This is a genomic window from Desulfoconvexum algidum (assembly GCF_055382125.1).
In genome coordinates this window covers 6,875,183-6,887,923 of record NZ_AP042394.1, presented here as the reverse complement: position 1 = coordinate 6,887,923, position 12,741 = coordinate 6,875,183, and the positions used below count along the sequence as shown (strand labels likewise).

The window sequence follows — 12,741 nt, the reverse complement described above, 5'->3', positions numbered from 1 at the left end:
GCACAAAAGATCATGCCTATTAAGAATTTATTCAGATACTGGACCTTTCAGGTGTTCTCACCGGGAACGGTTTTAAGGGAAAAATATGAATCCTTTAAGGCTTTGCTGGAATATGACAAAGTTGCCCACGAGTTGATGGCCGATTTGGAGGATATTTATCATACGCAGAAAAAGTGTGACTTTCAGGCTGTTGTAAAAACCTATGATCAATTTTCTGCCGCTGTTTTACAGATGGTTGAAGAACTTTTAAAAATGTGTCCGTCAAATTATTGGAGCCTGAAAGCGTACTATAAAAAGTTTGATTTTTATATCCGGTTTATGCTTGCTCCGCCGGAATTTGATTTTTCACCTCCATTTATCATTGAATTTGATAAAATTTCATCGGCAAAGAAAACTGTTGTCGGCAAAAAGGCCTTTAACTTATCACACGTATGTACGAAGCTGCACTTACCCTCCCCGGACGGATTTGTCATAACCACCAATGCCTTTCATTTCTTCCTGGAGGCCAATGACCTGCGGGACGCCATCAATGAAAAATTGGCCAGGCTTGAAATCAGCGATGCCACATCACTTGAACAGACAGCCTTTGAAATTGAACAGCTTATATTAAATGGCCATGTCCCCGAAGATATTGAAATCGCGCTGACATCTGCGATAAAACAGCTTGAAAAAAAACATAACCGGGCACTGCGGGTCGCCTTAAGGAGCAGTGCCGCCAAAGAGGATGGAGAAGCGTCTTTTGCAGGTCAATACCAGACCCTGTTAAATGTCAAAATGGAAAACATACTGGCCGGCTATAAACACATCATTGCCGGCAAATATTCTGCCCAGGCGCTCTTTTACCGAATCAGCCGGGGCATCCTGGACAGCGAAACCCCCATGGCGGTTCTGGTCCTTGAAATGATTGATTCAAAATCATCCGGTGTGATGTATAGCCGGGATATTGGAAATCAAAATCCCCGGAACCTGCTGATCCATTCTGTCTGGGGTCAGGGTGAACTTCTTGTGGAAGGCAAAGTTTCTCCGGATGTTATCCGAGTCTCAAAAAAGAGCCCTGCGACAATTATCAGCATCCAGCCTGCTGCCAAACTTAAACAAATGGTTTTAGGCCCGGATCAAACCCGGATAATAGATACAGACCCCCACCAGATAAACAGCCTCTCCCTTGATGAATCGTCTGCTCTCATCCTGGCCGGATGGGGAGTCTGCCTGGAAACACATTTTAATGAACCCCAGGATATCGAATGGTGCCAGGATAAATCCGGCACGCTTTTTATCCTCCAGTCCAGACCCTTGAACCTAAACCCGGCTGAGATTTCGCCCCCTGAAAAAACCGCCCACCTCCCCGGGATAAAAATTGCAAATAAAATAATTTGTTCAGGAGGCGAACAGGTCTGCCAGGGCACAGCCACAGGACCTGTCTATATTCTTGAGCAATTATCCCAAATACCTCATATACCTGAAGGATCGGTGCTTGTGGTCAGACATGCTTTGCCTCAATTTGTTATGGCAATAGACAAAATAACCGGAATTATCATCGGTTCGGGAAGTCGTGCCAGCCATTTTTCGTCCATTGCCAGAGAGTTTGGGATTCCGGCAATAGTAAACCTGAAAAATGGTTTTACCGATCTAGTCCAGGGAGATTGGGTAACTGTGGATGCAGTACAGGGACTTGTATACCAAGGAAGGGTAGAATCTTTATTGGAAAAAACCACGCCAAAAGAAGATTTTTTTTGCGACAGCTCTTTTATGGTCAAACTGCGGTATGTTCTTAATTTTTGCGCCAAATTAAAACTGACAAACCCGGCCGCTAAATCTTTTGTTCCGGAATCATGCAGGTCCCTCCATGATATTATCCGTTTTACCCATGAAACAGCCATGAAAGAGATGTTTTTTATGGGGAATAGAAAGGGGAGCAGAAAAAAAGGGGCAAAACAACTCATATCCGACATCCCCATGCTCTTTTATCTCCTTGATGTGGACTCGGGGATCAAGGATGTCCCAAAAACAAAAAATCAAAAGGATGCAAAATTTTTAACACCAGAAAATATTGCCAGCATACCCATGAATGCTTTATTCAAAGGTCTCGCCAACCCTAAGATTTGTTGGTCTGAAACCACACATTTTGACTGGGAGGAGTATGACAGAATTGTCATGGCAGGTGGGATTATCAGTGCCGACTCCCCAATGTTCGGAAGCTATGCTGTTTTGTCAAAGGAATATTTGAATGTAAATTTCAGATTTGGATACCATTTTGTCATCATAGATACCATCTGCTCCTCTTCCAAAGAAGATAATTATATCCTCTTCAGGTTTTCCGGAGGCGGTGGCACTCCTCTTGGGCGCTCCCTCAGGGCTAATTTTATTAAACAAATTTTAACACGGCTTGGATTTATGGTTGAAATCAAATTAGATCTTGTTGATGGCAAATTCACTCACAGGTCCTTAGAGACCACAAAAAAAACATTGGATCTACTCGGTCGGCTTTTGGGAGCCACCAAACTCATGGATATGTATCTTAAAAAGAACATGGAGGTAGACGTTTTGGTTGATGATTTTATGAAGGGTCGGTATGATTTCAGATCGGCTGTTGATAAAGAATTGGAAACCTGAAAAGGAAACTGCCATGTCTCCATACCCCATAAAATGGATTACGAAAAGCCTTGCTGTCGGTTACGCTCCCATGTCATATGAAGAGCTTGATACCATAAAAGCCCAGGGGATTGATGCCATTGTAAACCTTTGTGCTGAGTTCAGCGATCTCCATGAACTTGAAGAATCCTCGGGATTTGAGGTCTATTACCTTCCCATATGGGATGAGGATATTCCCGAAATGGAAGACATGGAAAAGGCATTGGCCTGGCTGGATGAAGCCATTTATCTTGGGAAAAAAGTGCTGGTCCATTGCCGCCACGGGATTGGGAGAACCGGCACCTTTGTTACTTCCTATATGATTCGCAGAGGCCTTACCCTGAAAGCTGCTTCAAAAAAATTAAATGCCTCAAATGCGAATCCCTCCAATTACGGTCAATGGAAACTGTTAAAAAAATATGGTAAACGCTCAGGCGTCCTGAAAATCCGGGAGCCTTCCCTGGAGATTAAAAATAGGGTGGACTTAAGTCTTTTCTTTTCCGATTATGAATCCTTGATCAAAAACATTGATACACAAATTGATACACAAATTGAAAATACCATCATCCAATGCGGTAAAACCGAACAGACCTGTTGTTCTGAAATGTTTGACCTTCAATTGATAGAAGTCCTTTATCTCCACTCTAAAATTAACAAACAGGTTTCCTCGGCCCAAAGACAGGTGTTTATAGAAAGGGCTGTTAAGACACATAAACGACAGCGTCTCCTGTGCCCGTTCAATGGGGGATCTGGTTGTGAGATTTACGAAATAAGACCGACAAGGTGCAGAATCTACGGCGCACCTGGGTTTTCAGCAGACAAACATGAAATCCAGGAGATGCTCTTTGAGCTATCCCAAAGCGTATTTTTAGCTTTTTCAGGAAAATTTCTGGCAGATACCGGGTTTCAATTTTCTGTGGCAGATACAATTTCAGGAAAATTTGTACAAAAATTTTTCCATTACCTGTCTGATATTGAAAAAAAGGCCCCGGAGTAACCCAGGGAATTAATTTTGAAGCACCTGGGCCACCTTATCTTCCAGTTCATCCTTATCAATTGGTTTCACACAATATTCACTGGCACCCAGTTTTAAGCACTCCCTTGCGGTCTCGATGGTGGGGTAGCCCGTCAGCATGATAACCTTAATGGCGGGTGATCTTTTTTTCAATTCTTCCAGAACCTCAACGCCGCTCATTTTCTTTAACTTAATATCAAGAATAGCCAGATCTACCGGATTGGATTCCACATATTTAATAGCGTCTTCTTCTTCTGTAAAAGGCGTAACTGTATGCCCTTTTTTCTCAAGAATCCGTTTAATCAGGTTGGCTGCATCCCATATATCATCCAATGCGAGAATTTTCGCCATTGATTTCTCCCTTTTTTCCATTTAAATGAGCGGGCAGGGTCACTATAAATTGTGTCCCTCCCTCTTCTTTTCTTCCTGACAACCCAGGAGAGTATACCTTAATACTTCCCTTGTGCTCTTTTATAATGCCAAATGTAACCGACAACCCAAGTCCGGTTCCCTTGTCGGGGCCCTTGGTGGTGTAAAATGGTTCAAATATCTTGTTTATATTTTCCTTGGGAATTCCACAACCTGAATCTGATATGGATATTTTTATCTCATTTTCTCTCCGCCCGTCGGTTGTCACACGAATGACGCCGTCCTTTTGAATGGCGTCAAAGGAATTGTTCAATAGATTGATAACAACCTGTTTGAGTTTTTCCTTGTCCCCCTTCACCCATAAAGGATGTTTATGATACTCCCGTTTGACAATCACATGATTCAAACCAAAAGTGTGTTCAACCATTCCTATAACCTCCTCAATGGCTTCATTCATATTAAATTCACTGATATGGCTTTCACTGGAACGGGAAAAACTCAAAAGATCCGCAACAATTCTGGAACAATTTTTTGTCTGTTTGACAATGGTGGCCACATCTTCATGGGATTGGCTGTTTGGTTCAAGCTCTTCTTGCAAAAGCTGGGAATAACCCAGTATGATACCAAGAGGAGTGTTGATTTCATGGGCAACACCAGCAGCCAGGCGGCCGACAGATTCCATTTTTTGGGCATGGGCGAGCTGTTCCTGGACCGCTTTTAGCTGTGTAATATCCCTGCCGCTGCAAACGATTCCCATCTTCCCATGGTTTGCCTCCAAAACAGAAATTTTCACCACATGCAACCATTTTATTCCCTTTGATCCCCCCACCTTATTTTCTTTGACCAACGGGCGTCTCGTATCAAGGACCTGTTTGTCTTCTTGATCATAAAGCACTGCCCTGTTTTTTAAAAACAAGTTACTATTTTTTTGGCCCACAATATCTGTTTTATTCTTGTTGAGCATTTTACAAAAAGCCTCATTAACCGATACATATCGGCCTTCATGATCCTGCAGGGATATGAAATCGGGGATGGCATCCAAAATAGTTTGCAGCAAGGCTTTTTGTTCACTCAAAACCCCTTCGGTATCTCGCAGGTCCGTCAGGTTGCCTTTTAAAGAAAGGGTCATGGCATCAAAACTTTCTGCAAGGCTCTGGATTTCATCTCCTGAACATTGTTTATAAACCTTGCATTGCTGGCAGGAATCTATTTTTTTTGCATATTCTCCTTCAACACAGGTTGGGCAAAGGGTTCCTGCCAGATACCAACATCGGTGATGATAATTTTTGTATGCCGGGCATTCGTTCTGATGACATTGCATAATATCCCAGCAATTTTTTTTCAACATGGGGGCAGTTCTTGCGTCCAGGTTTCCCCGCAGGGCCTGTTCCGATGATGCGTACAATTTTTTAATACTTTCTGTCACAGGGTTGAGCAACAAAGTGCCAACCACACCGGCGGCAAATATTGCAAAAAGGATGGTTACAAGCGCAGAAATAAGTATTTTATTGACTGCTTTTTCAGCCCTTGTCCGGAAAAGACCCAGCCGCATTGTTCCCAGTCGATTCCCATGAATGATAACTGGCACCGCATAATCATAAATAAGATGTTCGCCTGTATCCAGAAGCTTCATGGATCCTTTCTTATGATCCGAAACCCAATTGACCGTCTTAAGCTCTGTGGGAAACCCGTGTTTAAAGGTATAGACCAAAGGAGTCCCGTTCCTGTCCAGAACAAAAGCATAAAAGATATCATCCCCCAGCTGGACAGTTTCATCCACCAAAACCTTCATCCTTAAAAAATCCATGGCCAGAAGGGGCTCTACCATGCGTGCGGAAAGGTTTCTTCCGATGGTGATGCCGCGATTTTTAATTTCTGCCAGTATGGATTCTTTCATGACATGGCTGACCCAGAAAAAAACAACAAGCCCCTGGATGAGCAGCAACGATAAAATGCCCAGATATATTTTATTCCGAAATCCCAGCTTCATTGATTCAGGGCTTCCCCAAGGCTCATGCCCACCTTGACCGCCAATTGTCGCACAGAATCAAAATCCGAATCAACGGAAGGAATGACCTTGATAAAATTAGCGGCTTCTAATATTTCACGATGCTCTTTATCGTTAAAATCAAGGGCTCCAAGGGCCTGCTTTAATTTTTCCACGATCTTTTTATCCAGATTTCTCCTGGCGGCATACACCCAGCCAGGAAAGGGATCCGTCATTGAAAGAACTCTTATCTTATTAAGATCAATTTTTGCCGACACCACATCCAGGGAACCTTCCCGGATGGTTCCAATATCATATTTTCCTGCATAAACGGAAAGGATCACCTTTTCTTGTTTTCCACCGGGACCCGGCGCAAACACAATTTCTTTAAAATCCCTTTTTGTAATACCATGGTCAAGAAAATGGCCCAATGGATACAGATACCCTCCTGCCGATGTCGAATCAACCGCTATCCAGCGTTTCTGGCGGCAATCGGCCAGAGTTTGGATGGACACATTATCTGCCCTGCAAATAATTTGTCCCCGGAACTCATCTTTGCCGGTCATTTCCACAATTCTGGCAAAGGCCTTTGCCCCATAATTATGGGCAATTTTTATATAAATAAATGGATTGGAAAAAGAAATATCAATTTTGTTTTGTCCCACCATTTCCATATGCTGATCAAATGTGCCCGGAAATATCTGCTTGATATTCAACCCTGTCTTTTTTCTCAAATACTCAATAAGCGCATGGTGCCGACTGTAAGAGATGGTATGGGAATATTGAGGAAGATAGGCATAGGTGATAAGGGAAGGCTCCTCTTCAAACTTAACCTGCTCCATTAAGCTTAAATCAACCTTGATCGCGGGTTCATCTTCTCCGCAACCCAAGCATACTAACAAGGAAAGTAAAATCACCCACCCATATCTCACTTTGTTTCTCCCAATTTTAGTGTCTTGTGCGTAACAGCAGATCAACCATACCATGGGAATGATGTTTACGCTAAAAAAAAATTGCCCGGGGCTATCCTGAAATTTTCACAAAGAAACTTGACTTTGGAAACTTAATGTTTACTTCATATAGCCAAGATTGGTGTATAGAATCAACCCCAGAACAGGGACATTTAACGATGAACAATAAACCGGATTTGTGTTTAACAGATCCGGTAAAGCTATTGATGCCTAGGGTTCTGCCCTGGCAGAAGGTGTGGCTGAAACAAGATAGGGTGTCCAATAAACATAAATTTTTACGGTCCCATGAAACCGTCACCTCTGTACATTTATAAGGGAAGCAACAGGAGAATATGAAAAAAAATACAGGTTCCAATGAAAAATTAAGAAACATTGCCATAATTGCCCATGTTGACCATGGCAAAACCACCCTTGTGGATGCAATGTTCAAGCAGAGCGGTCAGTTCAGGGAAGGCCAGCAAGTGGATGAGCGCCTCATGGACAGCATGGACCTTGAGCGGGAGCGGGGCATTACCATTTCTGCCAAAAACTGCTCGGTCACCTGGAAAAATGTAAAGATCAATATCATCGACACCCCGGGCCATGCGGATTTTGGCGGGGAGGTGGAACGGGCATTGTCCATGGCCGATTCCGCCATTTTGCTGGTGGATGCCTCGGAAGGGCCGTTGCCCCAGACCCGGTTTGTGTTGAAAAAAACCTTTGAGGCCAATCTTCCGGTGATGGTGATCATAAACAAGATAGACCGCAAGGATGCCAGAATCGATGAAGTTCTGGACATGGTCTATGATCTGTTCATCGATCTGAATGCCACGGAAGAGCAGCTTGATTTTACCTATCTCTATGCCATTGGCCGGGATGGAATTGTGAAGCGGGAAGTAGAGGATGATGTGAACAACCTCACCGTTTTGTTTGACCTGATTGTCGATGAAATGCCCCCCCCGACCTATGATCCGGAGGCCCCTTTCCAGATGCTGGTGTCGGATCTTGGATATTCCGATTACCTGGGCCGTCTGGCCATCGGCAAAATATTCAACGGGTCTGTCGCATCCCATAAAAGCCTGGTCTGCATCGGTGAAGAGAACAAGCAAAAACCATTAAAGGTTTCCAAACTCCAGTCCTATGACGGCCCTGCCCTTGTGCCGGTGGACGAGGCCCAGGTGGGAGATATTGTGGTCTTGTCCGGTATTGAGGATGTGAAAATTGGGGATACCATCTGTACCCGGGAAGCACCGGTAGCGCTTCCCAGGATTGCCGTGGATGAACCCACGGTCTTCATGCGCTTTTCCATCAACACCTCTCCCTTTGCCGGCCAGGATGGTAAATTTGTCCAGTCCCGGAAAATCCGGGAGCGATTGCTCAAGGAAACCTTGCTGAATGTGGCCATTGAGGTGGAAGAAAGCACCACAGATGAAAGTTTTGTGGTCAAGGGCAGGGGAGAACTTCAGCTGGCCATCCTCATCGAAACCATGCGAAGAGAAGGGTTTGAACTTTGTGTGGGACGTCCCCGGGTTATCTACAAGGAACAAGATGGGGTTCAACTGGAGCCCATTGAGCATCTCTTCGTGGATTGCGGCGAGGATTTTATGGGGGTTGTCACGGAAAAGCTTTCCATTCGAAAGGGCAAGATGACCAACCTGGTCAACAACGGCAAAGGCCGGGTCATGATTGAGTTTTCCATCCCCTCCCGGTCCTTAATCGGATACCCGGACGAGTTCATGACCGACACCAGGGGAACGGGTATTATGAACTCCTACCTGTCCGGGTATGAACCCTTTCGCGGGGAGTTTCCCATCCGGTTCACAGGTTCCATTGTGGCCGACCGCCAGGGAAAAGGTGTGGCCTATGGCCTGTTCAACCTGGAACCAAGGGGCCAGCTCTTTATTATTCCGGGTACTGCGGTCTACGAGGGCATGGTGGTGGGCGAGCATAACCGGCATTCCGATATTGACGTGAATGCGTGCAAGGAAAAGAAACTGACCAATATGCGGGCTTCAGGCAAGGATGAAAATGCGGTGTGTTCCCCCATAAGGGAGATGACCCTGGAAAAGGCCATCCATTTTATCCGAGATGATGAAATGGTCGAGGTGACGCCCCAGTTCGTCCGTATTCGAAAAACCATTTTACCTGCAGGAAAACGTCATTTGGCGGCCGGAAAATTAAAAAAACAGGATCAATCCTAACCTATATAGAAAAAAAGAATATCATGGGATATCAAAAAGACCGGCCTGGAAGAAATCTTCCAGGCCGGTCTTTTTATGATGTTAGAGGCTAATTTTTTAAATTAAAGCTATAATCCATAATCCTTGCCATAGGTTTCAAGGACAAAATCAATGTCCTTGTCCCCCCGGCCGGAAAGATTCACCAGAATGGTTTTCCCTTTGCCCGCTTCCTTTGCCAGTTTAACGGCATAGGCTACGGCATGGGCGCTTTCAATGGCAGGAATAATGCCGTCGGTCCTGGATAATTCGAAAAAAGCATCAATGGCTTCTACATCCGAGGCCGTTACATAGGTGACCCGGCCAATATCCTTGAGCAGGCTATGCTGGGGACCAACGCCCGGGTAATCCAGGCCGCTGGCGACCGAATACACCGGCAGGGGCTCTCCCTTTTCATCCTGCAGAAGATAGGAATGAAACCCATGGAGAACACCGGGTTTGCCCAGGGTCAGGGTGGCGGCATGGTCTCCGTCCTTAAACCCTCTGCCCGATGGTTCCACCCCAAAAATGTTCACCTCCTTATCTCCCAGGAAGGCTGTAAACAATCCCATGGCATTGGAACCGCCGCCTACACAGGCAACCAGGTTATCCGGCAGCTTTCCGGTCATTTCCTGGAATTGCTCCCTGGCTTCCTGGCCTACAATTTGCTGGAAATCCCTTACCATCATGGGAAAGGGGTGGGGACCCACCACAGACCCGATGGCATAAAGCTGGGTAACAGGATCTTGAAGATAGGCTTCAAATGCTGCATCCACTGCATCTTTCAGGGTTTTTGTCCCCCGACCCACCGGGACCACCCTGGCACCTAGGATTTTCATTCTCACCACATTGGGATGTTCCTTTTTGATGTCTATCTCACCCATGTAAATATCGCATTCAAGTCCCACCAGAGTGGCGGCCGTGGCCAAGGCCACCCCGTGCTGGCCTGCTCCGGTTTCGGCGATGAGTTTTTTCTTGCCCATGCGTTTGGCCAAAAGGGCTTGACCCAGACAGTGGTTAATTTTGTGGGCACCGGTGTGGTTCAGGTCTTCGCGTTTCAGGTAAATATCTGCTCCCCCGGTTTTTTCAGACAGGTTTTTTGCATAAAATACCGGGGAGGGCCTGCCGGTGAAATGCTTGTTCAAATCCCTTAATTCGGCAATAAAGACATCGTCGTTTTTAATGGCCTCATAACTTTGGGTAATTTCATCTAAAACAGCCTGGAGCTGTTCGGGTACATAACTGCCCCCGTATTCTCCAAACCGGCCGGCTTTGTCGGGTAACGCCATTTTTTCAAGATCTCGTGTGCTCTCAGTCATGGGAAATTCTCCTTTGTCATATCACAGCAATTGGGTATTTTTTGTTTCTAAACATAGAAACATATACAAGGAGCACCTTGAAAATGCAAGGGCTTTTGCCAAAAAAAACCGTCCCTGAAAGAGACGTTTCTTTCAGGGACGGCCAACATAATCTTGGAAGAGAGTGAAGGGAATAATAAACAAGTAAAGGAAAAAATTATGATCCAATGAGTTTAAAATCAGAGCCTTTGGGGTGATCTCTTTTAAATTGAACCACACGGTTTTCAAGATCCTGGAACCGGTCCTGGCCGGTAAGGGAAACACAGGCTCTTAACCCTTCATGGCGATCACTGCCCGTGGTGATAAGCGAGATAGCGCTGATCCCGTAATAGAGAAGTTCTTCCACAAGTTCCACCCCGGTAAAACCGGGAAATGAAATGGTAAAATAGAACCCATCGGCAATCTTTTCGCCTTCATCCATGTCATAGACAATCTGAAAACCGTTTTCCACAAACAGGCGTTTCATGACAACAGCCCTGTCCCCGTATTCTTTGACATTGTCCACAAAATTGTAGCTGCCGTTATTGACCGCTTTTAACAACCCGCAAAGCCCGTATTGGTTGGAATGAGACACCCCGGAACTTGTGGCGTACATGGCACCGAATATATAGGCATATCCAAACTTATCACTGCCGAACCATTCCTTTAAATTTTCTGCCGTTGAGGTAAACAATTTGTCTGGAATGGCGGTCATCCCGATGCGCTGACCGGCCAGGGAAAAGGATTTTGAACTGGAGATCAATAAAATATAATTGTCCGTGTATTTGGCCACCGACGGGATAAAGGGGAGCTGGCCCGGCTGGGAATAATCCTTCCTGAAATCCATGCCAAAATAGGCCAGATCTTCCATGACAATGCAATCGTATTTCGTGGAAAGCCTGCCAATAATCTCAAGTTCCTGGTCGGTAAAACAGATCCAGGCAGGATTGTTGGGGTTGGAATACATCAGGGCTGCCACATCCCCTTTTTTAAGATAACTTTCCAGCTTACTTTCAAGCTTTTCTCCCCGGAATTCATACACATCAAAATGGTCATAGGAGACCCCGAGAACCTTGGCCTGTAGCTTGTTAACGGGAAATCCCGGATCAATGAACAAAAGCCTGTCCTTTCCCTTTGTCCTCCGGGTGGTACACATCATGGCCAGGTAACAGCCCTGCATGGAGCCCACCGTGGGAAAGCAGGAGACCGGCTTGATATCCACGTCAATGAAGTTTTTAACAAACAGGGAAATTTCCTGCTTGAGCTCGGGGATCCCGTCAAAAGGAGGATATTTGGACCCCACCCCTTTTTTAAGAGCTTCAATCTCGGCATCCACGGCAATTTTTGGAGGATCCAACCCGGGCACACCCATTTCCATACGGATAAAACGTTCACCCGAAGCTGCCTCAATATTGTTGACAATCCGATTCAATTCCCGGATGGAGGCAAGGCCCACGGATTCAATTCCCAGGGCAGTAATTTCCTGTTTTACAATTGAGCGGTCAATCGGGGTTTTTAAGGGCATTTTCATGGGGGATCTCCTCTCGGTATAGAATAAAACAAATTTGTGATCTGATTAATTATCTGATTAACTATTTTATGGAGCTGATATTAGGGAGTTCTCAAAAATTTTGCAAGATTAAAGAGATGTTTTTTCCATATATCTTTTTAAGGCGTTTTTGGTTGTGTCAAAGGCCAGTCGATCCCAGGGGATATCCTCTCGTTTAAATTCATCAATTGACATGGATTCATGGCAGGGACGGATACTGCCGCCGGTTACATCACTTTGGTATACGATGATGATATTTGCTTCCCCCGGATAGGAATAGTTGCCAAGGAGGCAATTAATGGTAGAGGTCAATCCGGTCTCTTCAAAAAACTCCCGTTTTGCCGCATCTTCAAGAGTTTCCCCCCTGTCCACAAACCCTCCCGGAAGAACCCAATAGCCTCTTTTGGGTTCTTTGTTTCGTCTCTGAAGGACGATGCCCCTGGAAGTTTCTGCAATGGTGCAGGCCACAAGCTTGGGATCAAGATAAAAAATAAACTGACACTTATTGCACACAAGCCGTTGGGGCTCATTGGGGATAAGCTGTTTTTTTTCAAACGCCCCCTGGCAAAGGGGACAAAATTTATAATCGCTTTTTTTGTTCATACTGCTTTGGATCCTGACTAAAAATATATTCGGTATTCAGACCAATTTAACCCAAATTAAATTAACCCAAATTAAATTAACAAA

At 45.1% G+C, this 12,741-nt stretch carries 9 protein-coding genes; 3 read left to right on the top strand and 6 right to left on the bottom strand.

Annotated elements, in window-relative coordinates; genetic code table 11:
* Positions 1-12: 12 nt before the first annotated feature.
* Both ACZ45G_RS30995 and ACZ45G_RS30990 read left to right on the top strand, forming a co-directional pair.
* Entirely contained in the window at positions 13-2,613 is a 2,601-nt protein-coding gene (locus ACZ45G_RS30995) for a PEP/pyruvate-binding domain-containing protein (protein ID WP_464174511.1), read from the top strand.
* A 13-nt stretch (positions 2,614-2,626) separates the two neighbouring features.
* Complete coding sequence (locus tag ACZ45G_RS30990) at positions 2,627-3,628, top strand: phosphatase domain-containing putative toxin (RefSeq protein WP_464174510.1); 1,002 nt, start codon at positions 2,627-2,629, stop codon at positions 3,626-3,628.
* Positions 3,629-3,637: 9 nt separating this feature from the next.
* Here ACZ45G_RS30990 and ACZ45G_RS30985 read toward each other — a convergent pair whose 3' ends face one another.
* From ACZ45G_RS30985 to ACZ45G_RS30975, 3 genes are read right to left on the bottom strand one after another with little or no spacing between them, the layout of a single operon-like run.
* The gene (locus ACZ45G_RS30985; protein ID WP_464174509.1) at positions 3,638-3,997 is read right to left on the bottom strand and encodes a response regulator; all 360 of its coding nucleotides are present in this window, start codon (positions 3,995-3,997) and stop codon (positions 3,638-3,640) included.
* Positions 3,972-6,005 carry a two-component system sensor histidine kinase NtrB gene (locus ACZ45G_RS30980; RefSeq protein ID WP_464174508.1) on the bottom strand — a complete coding sequence of 678 codons (2,034 nt, stop codon included), beginning with the start codon at positions 6,003-6,005 and terminating at the stop codon, positions 3,972-3,974. Before ACZ45G_RS30980 ends, ACZ45G_RS30985 begins: the two co-directional genes overlap by 26 nt.
* Complete coding sequence (locus ACZ45G_RS30975; protein ID WP_464174507.1) at positions 6,002-6,844, bottom strand: phosphate/phosphite/phosphonate ABC transporter substrate-binding protein; 843 nt, start codon at positions 6,842-6,844, stop codon at positions 6,002-6,004. The genes ACZ45G_RS30980 and ACZ45G_RS30975 overlap by 4 nt, the downstream gene beginning before the upstream one ends.
* Positions 6,845-7,305: 461 nt before the next feature.
* Between ACZ45G_RS30975 and typA the strand changes: the two genes are divergently transcribed.
* Entirely contained in the window at positions 7,306-9,153 is a 1,848-nt protein-coding gene (gene typA, locus ACZ45G_RS30970) for a translational GTPase TypA (RefSeq protein ID WP_464174506.1), read from the top strand.
* Positions 9,154-9,260: 107 nt separating this feature from the next.
* Here the strand turns inward: typA and trpB are convergent, their stop codons facing one another.
* The 3 genes from trpB to ACZ45G_RS30955 form a co-directional block, all read right to left on the bottom strand.
* Positions 9,261-10,487: a tryptophan synthase subunit beta gene (trpB, locus tag ACZ45G_RS30965; protein ID WP_464174505.1), complete on the bottom strand. Its 1,227-nt coding sequence runs from the start codon at positions 10,485-10,487 to the stop codon at positions 9,261-9,263.
* A 196-nt stretch (positions 10,488-10,683) separates the two neighbouring features.
* On the bottom strand, positions 10,684-12,036 hold the full coding sequence (locus tag ACZ45G_RS30960; protein ID WP_464174504.1) for an aminotransferase class I/II-fold pyridoxal phosphate-dependent enzyme: 1,353 nt from the start codon (positions 12,034-12,036) through the stop codon (positions 10,684-10,686).
* Positions 12,037-12,144: 108 nt separating this feature from the next.
* The gene (locus ACZ45G_RS30955) at positions 12,145-12,657 is read right to left on the bottom strand and encodes an NUDIX domain-containing protein (protein ID WP_464174503.1); all 513 of its coding nucleotides are present in this window, start codon (positions 12,655-12,657) and stop codon (positions 12,145-12,147) included.
* Positions 12,658-12,741: the final 84 nt, after the last annotated feature.

Bases quoted from the DNA above. Each gene is read 5' to 3' on its own strand.
- ACZ45G_RS30995 (WP_464174511.1), top strand. From the start codon at position 13: ATGCCTATTAAGAATTTATTCAGATACTGGACCTTTCAGGTGTTCTCA.
- ACZ45G_RS30975 (WP_464174507.1), bottom strand. From the start codon at position 6,844: ATGGAGCAGGTTAAGTTTGAAGAGGAGCCTTCCCTTATCACCTATGCC.
- ACZ45G_RS30960 (WP_464174504.1), bottom strand. From the start codon at position 12,036: ATGAAAATGCCCTTAAAAACCCCGATTGACCGCTCAATTGTAAAACAG.
- typA (WP_464174506.1), top strand. From the start codon at position 7,306: ATGAAAAAAAATACAGGTTCCAATGAAAAATTAAGAAACATTGCCATA.
- ACZ45G_RS30985 (WP_464174509.1), bottom strand. From the start codon at position 3,997: ATGGCGAAAATTCTCGCATTGGATGATATATGGGATGCAGCCAACCTG.
- ACZ45G_RS30990 (WP_464174510.1), top strand. From the start codon at position 2,627: ATGTCTCCATACCCCATAAAATGGATTACGAAAAGCCTTGCTGTCGGT.
- trpB (WP_464174505.1), bottom strand. From the start codon at position 10,487: ATGACTGAGAGCACACGAGATCTTGAAAAAATGGCGTTACCCGACAAA.
- ACZ45G_RS30980 (WP_464174508.1), bottom strand. From the start codon at position 6,005: ATGAAGCTGGGATTTCGGAATAAAATATATCTGGGCATTTTATCGTTG.
- ACZ45G_RS30955 (WP_464174503.1), bottom strand. From the start codon at position 12,657: ATGAACAAAAAAAGCGATTATAAATTTTGTCCCCTTTGCCAGGGGGCG.